20 protein-coding genes are annotated in these 19,011 nt (G+C 67.8%); 8 read left to right on the forward strand and 12 right to left on the reverse strand.

Annotated features, from left to right (window positions below; translation table 11 throughout):
* Window positions 1-14: 14 nt before the first annotated feature.
* Window positions 15-428 carry a DUF302 domain-containing protein gene (locus IHE46_RS07740; protein WP_192164053.1) on the reverse strand — a complete coding sequence of 138 codons (414 nt, stop codon included), beginning with the start codon at window positions 426-428 and terminating at the stop codon, window positions 15-17.
* A 201-nt stretch (window positions 429-629) separates the two neighbouring features.
* Between IHE46_RS07740 and IHE46_RS07745 the strand changes: the two genes are divergently transcribed.
* The gene (locus tag IHE46_RS07745; protein WP_192164054.1) at window positions 630-1,079 is read left to right on the forward strand and encodes a GNAT family N-acetyltransferase; all 450 of its coding nucleotides are present in this window, start codon (window positions 630-632) and stop codon (window positions 1,077-1,079) included.
* Between the two features lie 16 nt (window positions 1,080-1,095).
* Here IHE46_RS07745 and IHE46_RS07750 read toward each other — a convergent pair whose 3' ends face one another.
* Complete coding sequence (locus tag IHE46_RS07750) at window positions 1,096-2,229, reverse strand: hypothetical protein (protein WP_192164055.1); 1,134 nt, start codon at window positions 2,227-2,229, stop codon at window positions 1,096-1,098.
* A gap of 170 nt (window positions 2,230-2,399) precedes the next feature.
* Here IHE46_RS07750 and IHE46_RS07755 point away from each other — a divergent pair, with 170 nt between their 5' ends.
* A complete protein-coding gene (locus IHE46_RS07755) occupies window positions 2,400-3,683 on the forward strand; it encodes an acetyl-CoA C-acetyltransferase (RefSeq protein ID WP_192164056.1) in 1,284 nt (427 codons plus the stop codon).
* A 51-nt stretch (window positions 3,684-3,734) separates the two neighbouring features.
* Window positions 3,735-4,289: an energy transducer TonB gene (locus IHE46_RS07760; RefSeq protein WP_192164057.1), complete on the forward strand. Its 555-nt coding sequence runs from the start codon at window positions 3,735-3,737 to the stop codon at window positions 4,287-4,289.
* Window positions 4,290-4,383: 94 nt separating this feature from the next.
* On the opposite strand, the gene IHE46_RS07765 is transcribed toward IHE46_RS07760, so the two are convergent.
* The 4 genes from IHE46_RS07765 to IHE46_RS07780 form a co-directional block, all read right to left on the reverse strand.
* A complete protein-coding gene (locus IHE46_RS07765) occupies window positions 4,384-6,273 on the reverse strand; it encodes a phospholipase D family protein (protein ID WP_192164100.1) in 1,890 nt (629 codons plus the stop codon).
* Between the two features lie 198 nt (window positions 6,274-6,471).
* The gene (locus IHE46_RS07770) at window positions 6,472-6,945 is read right to left on the reverse strand and encodes a histidine phosphatase family protein (protein ID WP_192164058.1); all 474 of its coding nucleotides are present in this window, start codon (window positions 6,943-6,945) and stop codon (window positions 6,472-6,474) included.
* A gap of 22 nt (window positions 6,946-6,967) precedes the next feature.
* Complete coding sequence (locus IHE46_RS07775) at window positions 6,968-7,600, reverse strand: ParA family protein (protein WP_192164059.1); 633 nt, start codon at window positions 7,598-7,600, stop codon at window positions 6,968-6,970.
* A 48-nt stretch (window positions 7,601-7,648) separates the two neighbouring features.
* Entirely contained in the window at window positions 7,649-8,704 is a 1,056-nt protein-coding gene (locus tag IHE46_RS07780) for a hypothetical protein (RefSeq protein WP_192164060.1), read from the reverse strand.
* A gap of 173 nt (window positions 8,705-8,877) precedes the next feature.
* Between IHE46_RS07780 and IHE46_RS07785 the strand changes: the two genes are divergently transcribed.
* Window positions 8,878-9,072, forward strand: coding sequence for an antitermination protein NusB (locus tag IHE46_RS07785; RefSeq protein ID WP_192164061.1), 195 nt, complete (start codon window positions 8,878-8,880; stop codon window positions 9,070-9,072).
* A gap of 21 nt (window positions 9,073-9,093) precedes the next feature.
* On the opposite strand, the gene speE is transcribed toward IHE46_RS07785, so the two are convergent.
* Window positions 9,094-9,948 (reverse strand): polyamine aminopropyltransferase, encoded by an 855-nt coding sequence (gene speE, locus IHE46_RS07790; RefSeq protein WP_192164062.1) that lies wholly within the window; start codon window positions 9,946-9,948, stop codon window positions 9,094-9,096.
* A 214-nt stretch (window positions 9,949-10,162) separates the two neighbouring features.
* Here speE and speA point away from each other — a divergent pair, with 214 nt between their 5' ends.
* From speA to IHE46_RS07805, 3 genes are all read left to right on the forward strand, one after another.
* Window positions 10,163-12,052, forward strand: a complete 1,890-nt coding sequence (gene speA, locus IHE46_RS07795) for an arginine decarboxylase (protein ID WP_192164063.1) — start codon at window positions 10,163-10,165, stop codon at window positions 12,050-12,052.
* A gap of 166 nt (window positions 12,053-12,218) precedes the next feature.
* Window positions 12,219-13,004 carry a 3-hydroxybutyrate dehydrogenase gene (locus IHE46_RS07800; RefSeq protein ID WP_192164064.1) on the forward strand — a complete coding sequence of 262 codons (786 nt, stop codon included), beginning with the start codon at window positions 12,219-12,221 and terminating at the stop codon, window positions 13,002-13,004.
* Complete coding sequence (locus IHE46_RS07805; protein WP_343229999.1) at window positions 13,001-14,170, forward strand: patatin-like phospholipase family protein; 1,170 nt, start codon at window positions 13,001-13,003, stop codon at window positions 14,168-14,170. Before IHE46_RS07800 ends, IHE46_RS07805 begins: the two co-directional genes overlap by 4 nt.
* On the opposite strand, the gene IHE46_RS07810 is transcribed toward IHE46_RS07805, so the two are convergent.
* On the reverse strand, window positions 14,161-14,631 hold the full coding sequence (locus IHE46_RS07810) for a group II truncated hemoglobin (RefSeq protein ID WP_192164065.1): 471 nt from the start codon (window positions 14,629-14,631) through the stop codon (window positions 14,161-14,163). The two genes, IHE46_RS07805 and IHE46_RS07810, sit on opposite strands and share 10 nt — an antisense overlap.
* Window positions 14,628-14,939 (reverse strand): antibiotic biosynthesis monooxygenase family protein, encoded by a 312-nt coding sequence (locus IHE46_RS07815; protein WP_192164066.1) that lies wholly within the window; start codon window positions 14,937-14,939, stop codon window positions 14,628-14,630. Before IHE46_RS07815 ends, IHE46_RS07810 begins: the two co-directional genes overlap by 4 nt.
* A gap of 109 nt (window positions 14,940-15,048) precedes the next feature.
* Between IHE46_RS07815 and IHE46_RS07820 the strand changes: the two genes are divergently transcribed.
* Window positions 15,049-15,411, forward strand: coding sequence for a helix-turn-helix domain-containing protein (locus tag IHE46_RS07820; RefSeq protein WP_225562874.1), 363 nt, complete (start codon window positions 15,049-15,051; stop codon window positions 15,409-15,411).
* Between the two features lie 123 nt (window positions 15,412-15,534).
* On the opposite strand, the gene IHE46_RS07825 is transcribed toward IHE46_RS07820, so the two are convergent.
* From IHE46_RS07825 to argS, 3 genes are read right to left on the reverse strand one after another with little or no spacing between them, the layout of a single operon-like run.
* Complete coding sequence (locus IHE46_RS07825; RefSeq protein WP_192164067.1) at window positions 15,535-16,287, reverse strand: SDR family NAD(P)-dependent oxidoreductase; 753 nt, start codon at window positions 16,285-16,287, stop codon at window positions 15,535-15,537.
* Window positions 16,288-16,315: 28 nt separating this feature from the next.
* Window positions 16,316-17,026, reverse strand: coding sequence for an SPOR domain-containing protein (locus tag IHE46_RS07830; protein WP_192164068.1), 711 nt, complete (start codon window positions 17,024-17,026; stop codon window positions 16,316-16,318).
* Entirely contained in the window at window positions 17,026-18,714 is a 1,689-nt protein-coding gene (argS, locus tag IHE46_RS07835; RefSeq protein ID WP_192164069.1) for an arginine--tRNA ligase, read from the reverse strand. The genes IHE46_RS07830 and argS overlap by 1 nt, the downstream gene beginning before the upstream one ends.
* Window positions 18,715-19,011 lie beyond the last annotated feature (297 nt).

Below are 19,011 nucleotides of genomic sequence, written 5' to 3' on the forward strand. Positions count from 1 at the left end.
GGCGCCATTGAGCCCTACGATTGCAGCGCGCGCTCGATAAGCGCGAACGCAGGCGCGAGATTGGCGGACAAATGCTCCGGAAGGGCGTGGCGCTGGATAACGTATTCGGCTGTATTGAAGTGAACGAGTACTTCGCCGGCCGCTGTCTCAACCACCAAAACCTTGAGAGGCAGGTCGAGAGCGGATTGCGGTTGCGCCAGCATGAGCGGCGTGCCCGCCTTGGGATTGCCGAACACGATGAGCGTGGTAGGCGGCATGGCCAAACCGACTGCGTTCGCCTCGGCCTGTTGATCCCAGGTGGCGAACACCTTGATGCCATGTTCGGCGAGCGTGTCGAGCAAGCGCTGCACCGTGACGGGGAAGGAGAACGGGCTGTTCAAGCTCGCAATACCGCGCGGATTCACCGAAACGTGATCGGGTGAGGACATGGGCTGGGTTGCCTGGTGGGATTGGGCGGGGCCGGCTGCCTTGCACGGGCAGCTGGGCAACATGTTACCCAGCTGTCGGATGCAAGAGTCATCGGGGAATTGCACTCAGGTCTCTTCCGCGCGAAGCAGATTGATGGGCCGCGGCTGGGTCGTTCGCGGCGCAGGTTACGATGCAGACCTTGCCATGCCGGAAACGCCGCGATGACACTGTCGATCCGTCCCGCCACGCTCGCCGATGCGCCTGCGTTGTGCGCCTGGAATGCCGCGATGGCGCGCGAGACCGAAGGTCTCGAACTCGACGCGGCGGTACTGGAGCGCGGGGTGCGCGGCGTGTTCGAGCAGCCGCAGCGCGGCTTCTATCTCGTCGCCGAGCGCGATGGCGTAGCGGTGGGCGGCCTGCTGGTCACGTTCGAATGGAGCGACTGGCGCAACGGCGACTACTGGTGGATCCAGAGCGTGTACGTGGTGCCCGACGCGCGGCGCGACGGCGCATTCCGTACGCTGTACGCGGAAGTGGAACGTCGTGCCCGTGCTGCGAAGGCGGCGAGCCTGCGGCTGTACGTGGAAACGGAGAACGGGCGCGCGCAGGCGACCTACGAACGGCTCGGCATGCGGCGCTGCCATTACGAGATGTACGAGCAGGTGCTTTGAGGGCTGCTGTCCGGTTTCAGTGCACCGAGGCGGAAGGTGCAGCGAGCTGACCATGCTCATCCAGCACGATGCGGCCGGTCGCCTGCAATTCGGCGACGCAGCCGTAGCGGGTGGTCAGCGCGGCGAGCAGCGGGCCCAGGGCGCGCGGCTGCAGGGGATAGCCGTGGGCGAGCACGCGGGGGCGGATGCCTTCGCCGCGCTGCGCCGCGGTGACGGCCACCACGCCGAGGCCGGGTGCTTCATGGGCATAAAGCTGCGGCGCTTCGTGGCGCGGGTCGGCGTCGGCCATGGGTTCCAGCAGCCAACCGGCTTCGCCTTTCCCGTCCGGCGTGGACTGCAGACACAGCGGCAGCACGTGGGCGTCCAGCAGGGCGGCGTACTGGCGCAGCTCGAACACGATGCCGGCGAAATCGTGCGCACGTTCCGACATGTCGCCGCTTTGCGCCGCCAGCCATTCGGCGGGCGATTGCGCCAGCACACGGCCGTTCTCGTAGCGCAGTGCCAGGCCCCGTGCGCTGAGCACGCTTTCCTCGCGGTACGGCGTGAGCAGGGCCGTTTCCAGCAGGCTCCACAGCGGCGCGAGGTTGACGTGTTCGTACTGCACGCAGGTGAGCGCCAGCAGGTCGTTGCGGCTGAGGTAGCGCGCGTGTTCCAGCCGCACGCCCAGCGTGCGCATCAGCCAGTCGGCGGTGTGCGCGCCGGCTTCGCCGCGACCGACCAGCTGCACTTCGATCTGTTCGGCGAGTTCCTCGGCCAGCTCCTGCGGCGCCAGCAGCGACAGCGGCAGCAGGCGCATCGGGCCATCGGCGTAATGCGGCGAGGGCTCCAGCGGCTGCGCGGGCATGTGGCCCTCATGGCTGCCGAACGCCACCACCTGCGCCACGCCGGCGCGCGGCACGCGGCGGCCGAGCTCGTCCAGCGTCGCCCATACCGGAAAGCCGGGGCGCAGCAGTTCCACCGGATCGAACAACGCGCCGGCCAGCACCAGCCGCGCCTGCTCCACCTGCGGCAGCAACGCATGCAGGTCGGCGGCGACCAGGCTGGCCAGCGCGTCCGCTTCGTCGCGGCTCAGGGTGGCGCTGGGGGCGCTGCCGGCCACGGGCTCCAGCGCGAGCACGATGGGCAGGGCGATCAGAGGGGAGGTTTCCACGGCAGGGAAATCCGCGAGGGAAAACGGCCATTCTAGCAAGCGGGCCCGCCAAGCCCCGGTAGCGCGCCGATCGGGCCCGGTGAACGAATTTCCGTTTGCGTGGCCCGTTGCGCTTCCGCGTCGTGGCGGGGCGCGTTAGCCTTGCAGGCAATCTCTGGCGGATTTCCGGAATGGAAAAGATGCAACGGCGTGTGGGCGTAATCGGCGGCGTGCGGATCCCGTTCTGTCGCAACAACACCGCCTACGCCGACGTGGGCAACTTCGGCATGTCGGTCAAGGTGCTGGGGTCGCTGGTGGAGCGTTTCGGCCTGCATGGGTTGGAGCTGGGCGAGGTGGCGCTGGGTGCGGTGATCAAGCACGCCTCGGACTGGAACCTCGCACGCGAGGCGCTGCTTTCCTCCGGCCTGGCGCCCACGACGCCGGGCATCACCACGGCGCGTGCCTGCGGCACCTCGCTGGACAACGCGATCATCGTGGCGAACAAGATCGCGGTGGGCCAGATCGATGCCGGCATCGCCGCCGGCTCGGACACCACCAGCGATGTGCCCATCGTGTACGGCGCGCGGCTGCGCAAGCGCCTGCTGGCGATCAACCGCGCCAAGACGCCGCTGGACAAGCTGAAGGTGGCGCTGCATCGTTTCTCGCTGAAGGAACTCAAGCCCTCCTTTCCCGGCGTGGCCGAGCCGCGCACCGGCAAGTCGATGGGCGACCACTGCGAGCAGATGGCGAAGCAGTGGCAGGTCGCGCGCGAGGCGCAGGACCGGCTGGCGCTGGACAGCCACCACAAGCTGGCCGCCGCCTACGAGGCCGGCTTCTTCGAAGACCTGATCGTGCCGTTCCGCGGCCTGGCGCGCGACGGTTTCCTGCGCCCCGACACCACGCTGGAAAAACTGGCCTCGCTCAAGCCCGCGTTCGACAAAACCTCGGGCCAGGGCACGCTCACCGCTGGCAACTCCACCGGACTTTCCGACGGCGCCGCTGCCGTGCTGCTGGCCAGCGAGGAGTGGGCGGCGCAGCGCGGCCTCAAGGTGCAGGCCTGGTTCCGCGACGCCGAGGTGGCTGCGGTGGATTTCGTGCACGGCGAGGGCCTGCTGATGGCACCCACCGTGGCGGTGCCGCGCCTGCTCAAGCGCAACGGTCTCACTTTGCAGGATTTCGACTATTACGAAATCCACGAAGCCTTCGCCGCGCAGGTGCTGTGCACGCTGCGCGCATGGGAGAGCGCGGATTACTGCAAGAACCGCCTGGGGCTGGATGCGCCGCTGGGTGCGATCGATCCCGCCAAGCTCAACGTGCACGGCTCCAGCCTCGCCACCGGCCACCCGTTCGCGGCCACCGGCGCGCGCATCATCGCCACGCTGGCGAAGATGCTGGAACAGAAGGGTTCGGGGCGCGGCCTGATCTCGATCTGCACGGCAGGCGGCATGGGCGTTACGGCGATCCTCGAACGCTGACGGCGGGGCGCCTTCAGCCGCGATTAGCCCGCGCTGGGGCATAAAGGCCGCATGTTGCGTCTGCGAACCACCGTCACCTTGAGTCTGCTCGCCCTGGGCGTCGGCGTCGCCGGCACGCAATGGCTGAGCGGTTTCGGTACCGGCTGGTCCGGTCCCAGCGAGCGCGTGGCGGGTTTTGCGCCTCCGGCGCATCGCATCGCGGCTGCGCGGGCGGCGCGCCGCCGCGCATCAAGCCAACCGCATGTCGTGGCGGTGGTGCACCGCGCCGTGCTGCCGCCCGTGGTGGATGTCGTGCAGGCGGCGCCGGTCGTCCCGCCGCCGGAACTGGTGCCGGTGTCCATGCCGGAGGTAGCGGCATCGTGGTCGCAGATGGAAGGCCATCTGCAGGGCCGCGTGCTGCTGCATCTGGCCATCGACGGCGGCGGCCGCGTCATCGATGCGTCGCTGGCCGAGTCCAGCGGCGATCCGGTGCTCGACGCCCATGCCCTCGCCACGGTGCGCAACTGGCGCTTCGCCGTGCCGGCCGATCATCCGGAGGGCTTCAGCGGGGATCTGCCGATGCGGTTCACCACGGGAAGCGGACAGCAGGTAGCCCAGGCGCTGTGACTGGGTGACTTTGCCCTTTGCGGCAAAGGATTCTCCGCGGCAGGCGTCCAGCCGCCTGCCGAAGCAGGGGAGGCGCCGGAGCCGCCCTATCCCCTCACAAAACGCCCTTCACGCCTGCCCCGAACGCCGTGATCAGCCGCGTATAGATCAGCTTCGGCGAGATCGCCACGTCGGGGAAGTCGCCCACCGCCGTGTAGCACTGCCGGAACTTCGGGTTGTCGGGAGCGAGCGGAATGCAGCCGGGTTTGATCTCGTAGCTGGTGGCGTAGCGGAACGGCCACAGGTCGAACAGCGGCAGGCGCGCGGAGATGTCGCCGATGGCCAGGCTGATGTCGCCGAGGACGGGAATGGTGGGCTCGCGCTTGCCGATGGTCCAAGCGTTCTGCGGCAGGGTGTCGTCGAGGATGGAGTCGCGCACTTCGCTGGCGAAACGCGGGTCCTGCACGATCACGCCGGCCTCGGTGTTGTAGTGGTCGGAGCGCGGGTCGAAGTTGTGCGAGCCGACCATGGCGAAGCTGTCGTCCACCACCATCGACTTGGCGTGCAGGCTGTAGCGGCGGCCGCCGCTGTGGAGGGGAGCCGGGCGGTTGCGCTTGCCGCCGCGGCCGAACACGCCGGGGCGGCGCTCGTTGCCGGGGTAGCGGCGCGTCTTGTCCGCCAGCGCGAGGGGCGTGCCGGCGGGGCCGTCGTCTTCGGTCTCGTTGGCTTCCTCGAACGCTTCCTCGGCGCTGTCGGCATGCGGCTTGAGTTCGTGGATCTGGAAGCCGTATTCGGTGAGGTAGCGGCGACGGTGTTTGTAGGAGAGCGCGTAGACCGCGAACGCGTCGGTGGCGGCCAGCGAGTTGGTGGAGACGATGATGTCGGGCGCCGGGTCCTGCTTGTGCAGTTTCTTGAAGATGTCCTGCGCGCGGCGGCTCATCACGAGGTAAGGCGTCTGCAGCACCACTTCGTGCTTGGCGTCCGCGACCATGTGCATCAGCTGGGCGGTGAAGTCGCGGGCATCGCGCTTGTGCGGTTCGTCGGTCTTGGCGGGCAGGTCGCTGAAGTAGTTCACCTGGCTCACGCGCAAGGTGTCGTCGCCGATCCACGCGGCCAACCAGTCCGGGTTTTCCGCCTCGGATTGCGCGCGCGCCACGCGCACGGGATCGGTGTAGTGCGGTGCGAGCCAGCCGGGCGGCGAGGCGTCGCTGCGGATGCGCCGGTTGACGTCGCGCAGGCGGATCAGCGGCACCGAACGCTTGTGGTTCCAGAACAGCTCGAAGCTGTCGGCCATTTCCCTGCCCACCGGGCCGCCGGCCATCACGTCGCGGTCGAGGTAGTCGAAGTCGGGATCCCAGTTGAAATAGCGGTTCTGGTAGTTGCGGCCGCCGGTGATACCGATGGTGTCGTCCACCAGCAGCAGCTTGTTGTGCATGCGCTGGTTGAACTTCATGAAGCAGCACACGACGCCAGCGGCGAACTGCAGCGGGGGCGTCTGCGCATCGTGGAAGGTGGGGTTGTACAGCTTCACCTCGAGATGGGGGCTGACCCGGGCGAGGCGGTCGAGCAGCGCGAGGTCGCCGAAGGAGAACAGCTGGTCGGCGAGAATGCGCACCCTGACCCCGCGCCGGGCCGCCTGCACCAGTTCGTCGAGCACGAGCTGGCCGATGTCGTCCTCGTCCCAGATGTAGGTCTGCACGTCGATGCTGTGCTGCGCGGCACGGATCAGGCTGATGCGTGCGGCCAGCGCGGCTTCGCTGTCATCGAGCAGGGCGACGGTGTTGACCGGGTGGTCGGGGGTGGAATCGGCCAGCGCCTGTTGCGCGGCGGCCAGCAGGGGCGAGGGCTTGGCGCAGCGGTCGGCCTGCTGGCAGGTGTCCGCGCGACCGGGGCTGGCGGCGACGATGTCGCCGGCCTCGCGGATGTGCGCGCGGCTCAGCGTGCAGCCTTGCAGCAGCGCGACGAGCAGCAGGACGGAAAGCAGCGGTAACCGGCGGAACGACATGAACGATGGCATGGGCGAGGCGTCATGCCCCGGGCGTAGGGTGGAAGCTATCCCAAAATCCGTTCGTCCTGGGTGTAGCGCCAAGTGTGGGCAATCGAAGGGTCGAGAGTGCGGGTTGCGGCAGCCTTTCGATTTTGTGGAATGCCGTTCATCCGGGTTCGGCGCGAACGGCTTTTCCGCGTAGGGTGCGGGGAGGATTCAGCGCGGCGACCAGAACGCATCCAGCCGCGCGCAGGCCGGCTCCAGCGGGCTGCCGAGGTGCAGCACCGCGAGTCCGCCCGGCGGCATGCCGCGGAACTCGTCCGAACGTCCTTCCACCAGCAGTGCCACCAGCCGCTCGATGCCGGGGTTGTGGCCCACCAGCATCACGGTACCGGCATCGGCGTGCTGGTCGAGCAGGGCCAGCAGTTCGCCGGGCGTGGCGTCGTAGATTTCGGCGGCCTCCTGCAGCGACGGCGGGTTGGCCATGGCGGCCAGTGCCAGCTGCGCGGTTTCCGTGGTACGGCGGGCCGGCGAGCACAGCACGCGCTGTGGTCGCGCGCCGTGGCTGGCCAGCCACGTGCCGGCATCCTGCGCCTCGCGCCGGCCGTGCTCGCTCAGCGGGCGTTGGCAGTCGTCGCCGTCGTCGGCGGGCAAGGCTTCGGCATGGCGCAGGAGGATCAGTTCGTGCATGGATGGCTCCGGTGAATGAGGGTCAGGCCTGGCGCTTGATCCAGCGCAGCAGCGGCTTCCAGTCTTCCTGGTGGCTGCGCACCTGTTCGGACTGGTAATCGAAGATGCCCTTGCCCAGCGCGGCCAGCAGCACGTAGGCCTGGCTGTCGCGCAGCTGGGCGACGACGGGGAAGGGCGACTCGGCGGCCAGCTGCTCCACCGCATCCTGGCTGGCCCGCGTCCACGGCTTGAGCCGGTTCGCCACCAGCGCCACCGGCAGCTTGCCGTTGCGGATGCGCTTGATGGCCTGCAGTTCGCCGAGGAAATGCGTGGTGGCGTCGAGATCGAAGCTGGACGGCAGCACCGGCACCAGCAGCACGTTGGCCACGTCGATGAAGGGCTCCAGCTCGCGCTCGCTGACGCCGGCGGGGGTGTCGATCAGCAGCTGCTGGGTGTCCGAAGGCACCTTCTGCAGCCCTTTGCGGCCGCCTTCCAGGCCGAGCACGCCGGGCACGTTGTCGGGGCGGCGGCCGGCCCAGCGGTAGCTGGAGCCCTGGCGGTCGGCATCCACGATGGCGGTGTTCTGCCCAGCCTGCGCCCAGTGCGACGCCAGCTGCGTCACCAGTGTGCTCTTGCCGCACCCGCCCTTGCTGCTTGCCACCAGCGTCGTAAGCATGGGGTCACCTCATCGCGAAGGTGGGCCAAGCCTAACTGGTGCGGCTCCTCATGGGGAGTGTGCCGATGCCGGGGCGGACTGCGCGGCTCCGGACGACGGCGGTTGCCAGCTGCTGGGTGCGGTGGTCGAGATGCCGCTGGCGCGCAGCACGGCGATGACCTGGCTCATTTCGGTGCCCCCCAGCTTGGCGGTGGCCAGCAATTGCTGGGCGAACGCGGCGTTGTCCTGCGCGCGCAGCGCCAATTGGGAATAGTTCTGCACTTGCCAGATCAGGTCGCGGCGCTGCTGTTGGGCGTTGGCCTGTTCGGCCGAGTCGCCGAGCACCTCGTACAGATGCAGGCCCAGCGAGCGAGACAGCGGGCTGGAGCCCCATTCGAGCAGTTTGGCGACCTTGAGGCAGTCGGCCTTGAGCGCGGCGTCGCTGCCGGCGTTCTCGCACATCTTGGCCACCGGCGGCAGCGCGGGCTGCGGTTGCAGCCGGGCGTTGGCCAGCACGATCAGGGCCTGCACGCCGACCGGGCCGGCTGCCCCCTGCGTGGCCGGTGGCGGCGGCAGCGCATCCACCACGCTGGCGAGTGCGGCGATGCTGCTGCCGGTGTAGTCGTCGTAGATCTTGCCGGCGGCGGCCGCGGCCAGGTCGGCGCGCGCGGCGGCGGGCTTCATGTCGCGGGTGTCGATGCCAAGCTTGAGCAGCCACACCGCGGCGTTGTCCGGCGCTTCCACCGTCAGTTTGCGCAGCGCGCTGTCATTGGGGCAGGTGTTTGCCTTCGAGTCGCAGTCGCCAAGGCGCACCCACTGTACGGGGGCGCCGGAGTCGCTGGCGGCGGCGGCGCGGTTGATCAGCGCGTGGAAGCTGCTGGTCTTGGTCTGGTTCGGCAAGGGACGCGCCAGCAAGGCGGCGCCCAGCAGGGGCTGCGCCGTGGCGCGCAGCGCCAGCACGCTGACCATGTCGCGCTGGAACGATTGCAACGCCTGGTCGCGCGCATTGCCGGCGGCTGGCGCCGGGGACGAAGCCGCGGCGGGCGGGTTCGTATCGTCCGCCGCCGCCGTGGCGGCGATCAGCGACAGGGCGCCGGCAAGGGCGAAGCGGTGCCATCCACGCATGAGGTGCTCCAGCGATCACGGAACCGCCAGCTTAGCGGCGGTGCCTTGAGGATGCTCTGAACGGTTTCTGAGTCGCGGTCGGGCATGGCGGCTTCGCCCGCGGCTTGGTTGCTAGGATGGCCGCTCGTTCGCGCACACGCGCGCTCCACCCATACAGGGGGCGGAGGACAGCTGTGGATCATTTTTCGAGTTTTGCCGATGGCGCGCCGTGGTTTGCCGGCTGGGGCACGTTGGCGCTCATCAACGCGGGACTGGCCCAAGGCAAGAACCGCAGCGGCCTGCTGTGGTTCCTGGTGTCCTTGTTGTTCGGTCCCTTGGCGACGCTGGTTCTGGTGCTGCTGCCCAAGGAGCGCGCGAAGCTGTTCTGAGCGGACTTGCCCCGCCCGGATTTATTCGCCCAGGGCTTCGCGCATGAATTCCGGCTGGGCCAACGCGGCCTTGTGGATTTCGGCGTTGTAGTACTTGGTGGGGAAGTTCTTGCTCAGCGCGCCGCGCTCGCGGAAGCCGCTGAGGTCGCCGCCCTTGCGCGCCATGGTGCAGCTCCACCAGCCGGTGGGGTAGCAGGGCTGCGGGAACGGCAGGGTCTTCACGGCGCTGAAGCCGGCGGTGCGCATGGCCGCGCGCATCGACTTGATGAGTTCGATGTGCGCCAGCGGCGATTCGCTCTGCTGCACCAGCAGGCCGCCGTGGCGCAGTGCCTTGAAGCAGCTGGCGTAGAACGCGGCGTTGAACAGGCCTTCGGCCGGACCCACCGGGTCGGTGGAGTCCACGATCACCAGGTCGATCGACTCCGGCTCTGCCTCGGCCATGTACTTGATGCCGTCGATGAACAGCAGCTCGGCGCGCGGGTCGTTGTTGGACTCGCACAGCTCGGGGAAGTACTGCTCGGCCAGGCGCGTGACGCGCTCGTCGATCTCTACCTGCACGGCGTGCTCGACTTCCTCGTGCTTGAGCACCTCGCGCAGCGTGCCGCAGTCGCCGCCGCCGATGACCACCACGCGCTTGGCGCGCGCATGGGTGAACAGGGCCGGGTGGGTCATCATCTCGTGATAGAGGAAGTTGTCGCGGCTGGTCAGCATCACGCAGCCGTCGATCACCATCAGCTTGCCCCAGTCGGTGGTCTGGTGGATCTCGATGGTCTGGAACGGGGTCTTCTCCGCGTGCAGCAGTTGCTCGGTGCGGAAACCGATGGAGGAGCCGGAAGCCTGGTGGGCCTCGGTGAACCAGCTGATCTGCTGCGACATGGGTGTTCCTGGGGTCGGACGCGAAGTTTGGCCGCCCATTGTAGCCGAGCTGTCGTGGATGGGCTGTTACAATGGCGATTCCGGTGCGCGGCGCGCGCCGGCTGGTGCGATGGGCCCCGCGGCGTGCGAGGCTTCCGGCCCTTCGTGCTTACCTGCGTCAAGGCTCGCCGCTGCGACGACATGCCTTCTTTCCGTTTGCACAAGGAGACTTCCCATGTCGAAGCCCTGGACCGTGGCCGATGCCCGCCACACCTATGCCGTGGCCCACTGGGGCGACGGTTACGTCGACGTCGGCGATACCGGCGAGATCGCGATACGCCCGCACGGTGCGCGCGGCCCGGCGCTGTCGCTGCCGGCCATCGTGGAGCGTGCCCGTGCCGAGGGCCTGCGCCTGCCGCTACTGGTGCGCTTCCCGGACATCCTCGCCGACCGCCTTGCGCGCCTGCAGGCCGCGTTCGCCAAGGCGATCGGCGAGTGGGGCTATGCGGGCGGCTATACGGCCATCTATCCGATCAAGGTGAACCAGCAGTGCGGCGTGGCCGGCGAGCTGGTGGCCGCGGGGACCGAGGGTTTCGGCCTCGAGGCCGGCTCCAAGCCCGAGCTGATGGCCGTGCTGGCGATGGCGCGGCCCGGCTCCATCGTGATCTGCAACGGCTACAAGGACCGCGAATACATCCGCCTCGCGCTGATCGGGCTGAAGCTCGGCCTGCGCGTGCACATCGTGATAGAGAAGCTATCGGAGCTCGACCACGTGTTCGCCGAGGCGAAGACCCTGGGCGTGGAGCCACTGCTCGGCGTGCGCGTGCGCCTGGCCTCCATCGGTGCCGGCAAGTGGCAGAACACCGGCGGCGACAAGGGCAAGTTCGGTCTCTCGCCGGCGCAGGTGCTCACCCTGATCGAGCGGCTGGACCAGGCCGGCCTCAAGCACACGCTGAAGCTGCAGCATTTCCACATGGGCTCGCAGATCTCCAACGTGCGCGACATCGCCAACGGCATGCGCGAGGCCACCCGCTATTTCGTCGAGCTCACCCGCATGGGCGTGCCGCTGGATATCGTCGACGTGGGTGGCGGCCTGGGCGTGGACTACGAAGGCTCGCGCTCGCGCAGCCACAATTCGATCAACTACTCCATCGAGCAGTACGCCGCCACCATCGTGCAGTCGCTGGCCGAGGCGGTGGAGGCGGAAGGCCTCAAGGCGCCGCACATCCTCACCGAGGCGGGCCGCGCGATGACCGCGCACCATGCCGTGCTGGTGGTCAACGTGAGCGAGGTGGAAGAGGTGCCGCAAGGCGCGATCCCCGCGCCGGGCGCCGACGAGCCGGCCGTGCTGCGTCGCCTGCGCGAAGTGCACGATGAATTCGACCAGCGGCCGCCGCTGGAGCTGTTCCACGAGGCCCAGCACCACCTCGCCGAAGGCCAGGCGCTGTATGCGCTGGGCCAACTCACGCTGGCCGACCGCGCGCGGCTGGACGAGATGTACTACGCCATCGCCAACGCGGTGCGCGGGCGCCTGCTGCCCGGCGAACGCTCGCATCGCGCCGCGCTGGACGAGCTGGACGAGAAGCTGGTGGACAAGTACTTCGTCAATTTCTCGGTGTTCGAGTCGGTGCCCGACATCTGGGCGATCGAGCAGATCTTCCCGATCGCGCCCATCGCGCGGCTGGACGAGCAGCCCACGCGACGCGGCGTGATCGTCGACCTCACCTGCGATTCCGACGGCCGCATCGACCACTACGTGGACGCCGAAGGTGTGGACGTTTCGCTCCCGCTGCACGCGCTGAAGGACGGCGAGAGCTACCGCCTCGGCATCTTCATGGTCGGCGCGTACCAGGAAACGCTGGGTGACATCCACAACCTGTTCGGCGACACCGACGCGGTGAACGTGCGCGCGGACGGCGACGGCTGGGTGTTCGCGCACAAGCGCCGCGGCGACACCACCGATCTGATGCTGGACTACGTGGGCTACGACCTCGCCACGTTGCGCGCCAGCTACCGCGAGCGCATCGCCGCCGCCGGCATTGCGGGCAGCGACGCCGATGCGCTGTACGCCACGCTGGACGGCGGCCTCACGGCGTACACCTATCTCGCCGAAGATACGCACTGAGTCCGTTTTCATAGGGCGCGCTCCATAGAGTGCGCCCTATGCGCGCTGGCTCGGATCCATGGGCCACGCCAAGCTCTGTCGCAGGACGTGCGTCCCTGCGCGAAAGTCTGATGGCACCGTCACACACACTGCCTACAATGCGGACTCCCCCACCCGGAGTTCCCCCATGAGCAGTCTCGACGGCAAGGTTGCCCTCATCACCGGCGCGGCCAGCGGCCTCGGCAAGGCGATTGCCGAGTTGTACGCGAAGCAGGGTGCCGCGGTGGCGATCTGCGACATCAATCAGCAGGCTGCGGACGCTGCTGCCGCGGAAATCAACGCCGCCGGCGGCAAGGCCATCGGTGTCGCCATGGACGTCACCGACGAAGCCGCGGTGGATGCCGGTACCGACAAGGTGGTCGCGACGTTCGGCCACCTGGATATCCTGATCTCCAATGCCGGCGTGCAGATCATCAATCCCATCGACCAGTTCAGCTACGCGGACTGGAAGAAGATGCTGGCGATCCATCTCGACGGCGGCTTCCTCACCACGCGCGCCGCGCTGCGCCACATGTACAAGGGCGATCGCGGCGGCATCGTGATCTACATGGGCTCGGTGCACTCGCACGAGGCGTCGAAGCTCAAGGCGCCCTACGTCGCCGCCAAGCACGGCCTGCTGGGCCTGGCGCGCACGCTGGCGAAGGAGGGGGCGGCGCACAACGTGCGTTCGCACGTGATCTGCCCGGGCTTCGTGCGCACGCCGCTGGTGGAGAAGCAGATCCCCGAGCAGGCGAAGGAGCTGGGCATCAGCGAGGCCGAGGTGATCAAGAACGTGATGCTGAAGGACACCGTGGACGGCGTGTTCACCACGGTCGAGGACATCGCGCAGACCGCGCTCTACCTCGCCACCTTTCCCAGCGCCGCGCTGACCGGGCAGAGCATCGTGGTGAGCCACGGCTGGTACATGCAGTGAGCCGCGCGGCAGGCGGGGTAGCGAAGTCGCTTGCCGCACAGGTGGCGCGCGACTATGCATGCGTGGCCCTGGTGCTGCAGGGCGGTGGCGCCCTGGGCGCCTACCAGGCCGGCGTGGTCGAGGCGCTGGAGGAGGCGCAGCTGCGCCCAGACTGGATCGCCGGCATCTCCATCGGTGCATTGAACGCGGCGATCATCGCGGGCAATCCGCCGGAGCGCCGCGTCGAATGCTTGCATGCGTTCTGGGACGCGATCAGTCAGCCGGCCATCTGGCCGACATCGCCATGGCTCGATGCCGGGCATTGGCCGTTGCCGCTGCAGAGCGGCTTGAGCGGTCTTGCCGCGTGGCGGGCGCTGGTCGAGGGCCAGCCGGGTTTCTTCCATCCGCGCGTGCCGCCGCCGTTCCTGCAGACGCATGCCACGCCTGCCACCGCGAGCTGGTACGACACCGCGCCGCTGCGCGCCACGCTGGAGCGACTGGCCGACTTCGACCGCATCAACGACGCGCGCGCGATGCGCGTGTCGGTGGGCGCGGTGAACGTGCGCAGCGGCAACTTCACCTATTTCGACAACACCAAGGAACGCCTGCGGCCGGAGCACTTCATGGCCTCCGGCGCACTGCCGCCGGGCTTCCCCGCGGTGGAGATCGACGGCGAGTTCTGGTGGGACGGCGGCGTGGTGTCCAACACACCGCTCTACGCGGTGCTCACCGAGCGGCCGCAGCGCGACATGCTGGTGTTCCAGGTCGACCTGTGGAGCGCGCAGGGCGAGTTGCCGCGTGACCTGGCCGGGGTGGCCGAGCGCAGCAAGGAGATCCAGTATTCCAGCCGCACCCGGCTGATGACGGAATACATGCGCGAGAACCGCCGCCGCCAGCGCCTGCTGAAGGAGCTGATGGCGCTGGTGCCGCCCGAGCGTCGCGATGATCCCGAGTATCGCCGCGCCGAACGCGAGGCGCGCGGCGCATTGGTGAACCTGGTCCACCTGATCTACCAGGACCGGCCTTGCGAGGGGCATTACCGGGATTACGAGTTCAGCGCCGCCAGCATGCGCAGCCATTGGCAGAGCGGGCTGGACGACATGCACCGCAGCCTGGCGCAGCCCGGATGGCTGGACCTGCCGGCGGCCGAACAGCCGTTCGTGTCACACGACGTGCATCAGCCCTGATAGGGACCGCCGGTCTCGCCCCAGCCCCAACGGGGCATCGGTGCCTGATCGGCTGGTGCCTGGTCGAGGTGCGAGTTGAGCACGGCCAGTCGCGTGCCCCATTCCACGTAGCCGACGAAAGCGGAGCGAAATTCCGGATCGTCCGGCAGACCGGCGGCGTCGGCGCATTCCAGCAGCAGCGCCATCCAGCGCGCACGCTGCGCCTCGTCCAGGTGTCGTCCCACATGCTTCAACAGCATGCCGTGGTGACCGCCGCGCTCTTGGCTATAGGACGCCGGGCCACCGAAGACTTCGGCCAGGAACAGCGCCACGAAGCGTGGATGGTGCGCATCCATGCGGGCGAACAAGGGAGCCAGCAGTGGATCGTCCGGCACCCGCTGATAGAAGATGTCGGTGAGACGCTCCAGGGCAGGCAGGCCGCCGGCCCATTCGTAGAGGGTGGGAGTCGTGCCGTCGCTCATGGCGCTTTCGCCCGCTGCACCGCCGTCACGTTGTAGTGGCGCATCTCCTCGATCATGCCGACGTAGGGCTTGATGGCCGCGAAGAACGCGCGGAATTCGGGGCTGCCGCGGAAGCCCTGCATATGGCCTTCCACCGAGTCCCACTGGATGCGCAGGATGTAGCTGCCTGGTTCGTCGATGCAGCGCGCCAGCTCGTAGCCCAGGCAGTGCGTGGAGGCATCCAGGCTCTGTCCAGCTTCCGCATAGTCCTGTTCGAAGCGTGGCGCGTCCGACGGGGAAATCTTGTAGCGGATGTATTCGACGATCATGCTTTGCCCTCGCAGATGAATCGTGGGAACCGCGTTGCATTCTCCGTCCGCCTGCATGCGGAAAGATACGCACCGAAAAGTTACCTGCTCGCCATCACGAGGGTTTCGCTTGATCACTACCCGCAGAAAAACCTTTGCCTGTCCTGTCGACGTGACCTTGAGCCTGATTCACGGCAAGTGGAAGCCGATGATTCTGTGGCTGCTGTCGACACGGCATCGTCGCTTCAGCGATTTTCAGGCGGCGATGCCGCAGGTGGCGCACAAGGTGCTCAGCCAGCAGTTGCGGCAACTCGAGGCGGACGGATTGATATGCCGCGGCGTGCGCGATGCGCACGCGCAACGCGTGGACTACCGATTGACCGGATTCGGCCGTAGCCTGCGGCCAGCGTTAAACGCACTGGCGACCTGGGGCAAGGATCATCATCGTGCGCTGGGCGCTGAGTACGGAGTTCCGGTGGCCGAGATCGACTGATCGCGATTACCCGCGCAAAGCGCGGCTCTGGTTGAGCATCGGATTCACGTACCGGAACAGGACGAGGGAACACCGCTCCCGTGGCCGACTCGTCGTCGCGCACACTTCCGTGCGAGGCTTGCCTCAGCCGCGATGCACCTGCAGGCCCGCCGCCGACTGGCTCACCGGCATCACCTCGATGCGGTTGATGTTGAGATGCGGCGGCAGGTTGGCGATCCACCAGATCGTCTCGGCGATGTCGCTTGCGACGATGGGATGGGCGCCGGCGTACAACGTGTCCGAGGCGCCCTGGTCGCCGCCGGTGCGAACCAGCGTGAACTCGGTTTCGGCCATGCCCGGTTCGATGGCCGTGACGCGCACGCCGGTGCCATGCAGGTCCACGCGCAGGTTCTGCGTGAACTGGCTGACGAAGGCCTTGGTGCCGCCGTACACGTTGCCGCCGCGGTACGGGTAGGTGCCCGCGATGGAGCCGATGTTGACGATGGCGCCGCGGCGCGCGATCAGCCCGGGCAGCAGTAGATGGGTCATCGTCGCCAGTGCGGTGACGTTGGTGTCGATCATCTGCTTCCACTGCGCAAGATCGGCCTGTTGTGCCGGTGCGGTACCCAGTGCGAGGCCAGCGTTGTTCACCAGCAGGTCGATATCGGCGAAATCCGCCGGCAGGCCGGCCACGGCAGTGTGCAACGCGGCTTCGTCGCGGATGTCGAAGGCGACGGCATGCACCTTGTCGGCGCCATGCGCGTCCACCAGCTTCTGCAGGCGCTCGGCGCGGCGGCCGCTGGCGACGACGCGCCAGCCGCCGGCCACGAAGCGTTCCACCGTGGCTGCGCCGAAACCGGCGGTGGCGCCGGTGATCCAGGCGGTCTTGATGCTCATGCGGGTGTGCCTCGACGAAGCGGGTGGCTTACTTGCCTTCCTTCAGCGCGATCGAGCTGATGCCGGCGCCGCTGAGGCGCTGCTTGGTCGCCTCCAGCGCGCTGGCGCTGGGGAACGGCCCCAATCGCACACGATGGAAGGTCTGGCCGTTGATGGTGACCGATTGCACGTTGGCCACGAAGCCCTGCATGGCGAGCTTGGCCTTCATGGTTTCCGCATCGGAGGGATTGGGGAAGGCACCGACTTGCAGCAAGTAGCCGCTGCTCGCCGAAGGCTTCGGTATGGCGGCAGCGGGTGCCGCCACCACGTTCTGGGTGGCGACCGGCGCATTGCCGGTGGGTGCGGGCGAGGCGGCCGGCGCAGTAGGCGCGGCATTGGGCGTCGGCGTGGCCGCTGCCTGCTTCTGTTGCTGCTCGGCCTTGGCCTGCGCGCTGAGCTCGGCATCCGGGATGCGCACTTCCTTCTCCGACAGCACGGAGTAGAAGTCGAACTGCGGCTTCTTCGGCGCGCTCTCGGCATTGCCCGGCGCCACCGCGCCGGCGTCGCTGGGCGCCGCGGCCGTGGCCTGAGGATTGGCCTGTGGACCGTCCTTCGGCGCCATCGGCATCAGCGAGTGGCGCATGAGTACCGCCAGCGCCACCGCGCCGATCAGGACGCCGACAAGCACCGCGGCCCAGGTGGGAAACCCGCCGCCGCTGTTGCGTACCGCCTGCCGACCTTTGCCTTTGCGTGCTGCCATCACATGCTCTCCGGGGCGCCCAGGCCCAGCAAATCCAGACCGTTGCGCAATACCTGCCTGGTTGCCACCACGAGGGCGAGGCGGGCGTCGCGTAGATCCTTGTCTTCGACCAGGAATTGGTGCGAGTTGTAGTAGGTGTGGAATGCGTTCGCCAGTTCGCGCAGCCATACGGCGAGCAGATGCGGCTCAAGATTGGCTGCCGCCGCTTCCACCACTTCAGGGTAGCGCGACAGCTCGGTCAGCAGGACCTGTTCATGCTCGTTGTCCAGCCGCGCGAGTTGCTTGAGGCCATTGTCCTGATCCAGCGTGAACCCTTTCTCGCCGGCCTGGCGCAGCACGCTGCACACGCGGGCATGGGCGTACTGGATGTAGTAGACCGGATTGTCGTTGGTCTGCGAGCGCGCGAGGTCGATGTCGAACACCAGCTGCGAGTCGCCCTTGCGCGAGATCAGGAAGTAGCGCGTGGCGTCGCGGCCCACCTCGTCGATCAGGTCGCGCAGGGTGACGTAGCTGCCGGCGCGCTTGGAGATCTTCACCTCCTCGCCGCCGCGCATCACGGTGACCATCTGGTACAGCAGGTAGTCGGGATAGCCCTTGGGAATGCCGGCATCCAGCGCCTGCAGGCCGGCTTTGACGCGCGCCAGCGAGCCGTGGTGGTCGGAGCCCAGCACGGTGATCGCCTTGCCGTAGCCGCGTTGCCACTTGCTGAGGTGGTAAGCCACATCCGGCACGAAATAGGTGTACGTGCCGTCCGACTTGCGCATCACGCGGTCTTTGTCGTCGCCGAAGTCGGTGGTCTTCAGCCACAGCGCGCCGCCTTCCTCGTAGGTGTGACCGTGGGCGACCAGTTCGCGCACGGTCTCCTCCACCTTGCGGTCGGTGTAGAGCGAGGATTCGAGGAAGTACACGTCGAAGCCCACGCCGAAGGCCTGCAGGTCGAGATTCTGTTCGTGGCGCAGGCTGGCCACGGCAAAGGCGCGGATCGCGTCGAGGTTCTCCGCGTCCTTCGCGCCAGTGACGGTATGGCCTTCCACGGTGACGCTGCTGCCGGCGAGATAAGCCTTGGCCACGTCGGCGATGTAGTCGCCGCGGTAGCCGTCTTCCGGCCAGCCGGTGTCGCCGGGAGCCAGGCCACGCGCCCGCGCCTGCGTGGAAACGGCGAGGTTGGCGATCTGTACGCCAGCGTCGTTGTAGTAGAACTCGCGCTTCACGTTCCAGCCGCTGGCTTCCAGCAGGCGCGCCACGCAGTCGCCCAGCGCCGCGTTGCGGCCATGGCCCACGTGCAAGGGGCCCGTGGGGTTGGCCGAAACGAACTCCACGCCCACCGTGCGGCCCGCGCCCAGCGCGTTGCGCCCGTAGCCGGCGCCTTGTTCAAGGATGCGGCGCACCTGCGACTGGTTGGCGTCGGCAGCGAGGAAGAAATTGATGAAACCGGGGCCGGCGATCTCGACCTTGGCCAGCAAATCGTTGGCCGGTAGCGCAGCCACCAGCTTTTCGGCCAGTTCGCGCGGCTTGGCACGTGCGGGCTTGGCCAGCAGCATGGCGGCATTGCAGGCGAAGTCGCCGTGTTCGCGACTGCGCGTGCGCTCGATCACGAAGCCGGGGAGTGCCAGGTCGGCGGGCAGGGCGGACTGGGTTTGCAGGGCCTCAATGGCCCCGAGGATCAGTTCGTGCAGCTGGGCTTTCACGTGCGCGGCGGCTTCGGGAAACGGAACCGGCAATCCTAGCAGAGAGGCCAGCCGGGGCGGCTCGCCGCGGAGTCGCGACAGCCAAAGCGCGGTATGGCTGCGTATCTGTGGATAAGTCTGTGAGGAAAAAACGGGCCAAGGCGACTGCAGCGGCATCGTCTGTGTAGCCACGCGGCATTCTTTGGAAAAAAGATTTATAAATCAATTAAATGTGAGGCATGTTTAAGACCATTGCTGCGCAGGTGCCCGCAAGTGCCCGCTCCATGCAGTTGTGCATAAGTAAAGGGTCACTTGGCG

It is taken from the genome of Rhodanobacter sp. DHG33, from assembly GCF_014843005.1.
Classification (GTDB): Bacteria; Pseudomonadota; Gammaproteobacteria; order Xanthomonadales; family Rhodanobacteraceae; genus Rhodanobacter_A.

Coding starts and splice junctions, on each gene's coding strand:
- IHE46_RS07825 (WP_192164067.1), bottom strand. CDS start 16,287: ATGAGCATCAAGACCGCCTGGATCACCGGCGCCACCGCCGGTTTCGGC.
- IHE46_RS07745 (WP_192164054.1), top strand. CDS start 630: ATGACACTGTCGATCCGTCCCGCCACGCTCGCCGATGCGCCTGCGTTG.
- IHE46_RS07830 (WP_192164068.1), bottom strand. CDS start 17,026: ATGGCAGCACGCAAAGGCAAAGGTCGGCAGGCGGTACGCAACAGCGGC.
- IHE46_RS07810 (WP_192164065.1), bottom strand. CDS start 14,631: ATGAGCGACGGCACGACTCCCACCCTCTACGAATGGGCCGGCGGCCTG.
- IHE46_RS07770 (WP_192164058.1), bottom strand. CDS start 6,945: ATGCACGAACTGATCCTCCTGCGCCATGCCGAAGCCTTGCCCGCCGAC.
- IHE46_RS07740 (WP_192164053.1), bottom strand. CDS start 428: ATGTCCTCACCCGATCACGTTTCGGTGAATCCGCGCGGTATTGCGAGC.
- IHE46_RS07780 (WP_192164060.1), bottom strand. CDS start 8,704: ATGCGTGGATGGCACCGCTTCGCCCTTGCCGGCGCCCTGTCGCTGATC.
- IHE46_RS07775 (WP_192164059.1), bottom strand. CDS start 7,600: ATGCTTACGACGCTGGTGGCAAGCAGCAAGGGCGGGTGCGGCAAGAGC.
- speA (WP_192164063.1), top strand. CDS start 10,163: ATGTCGAAGCCCTGGACCGTGGCCGATGCCCGCCACACCTATGCCGTG.
- IHE46_RS07760 (WP_192164057.1), top strand. CDS start 3,735: ATGTTGCGTCTGCGAACCACCGTCACCTTGAGTCTGCTCGCCCTGGGC.
- speE (WP_192164062.1), bottom strand. CDS start 9,948: ATGTCGCAGCAGATCAGCTGGTTCACCGAGGCCCACCAGGCTTCCGGC.
- IHE46_RS07800 (WP_192164064.1), top strand. CDS start 12,219: ATGAGCAGTCTCGACGGCAAGGTTGCCCTCATCACCGGCGCGGCCAGC.
- IHE46_RS07765 (WP_192164100.1), bottom strand. CDS start 6,273: ATGTCGTTCCGCCGGTTACCGCTGCTTTCCGTCCTGCTGCTCGTCGCG.
- IHE46_RS07815 (WP_192164066.1), bottom strand. CDS start 14,939: ATGATCGTCGAATACATCCGCTACAAGATTTCCCCGTCGGACGCGCCA.
- IHE46_RS07755 (WP_192164056.1), top strand. CDS start 2,400: ATGGAAAAGATGCAACGGCGTGTGGGCGTAATCGGCGGCGTGCGGATC.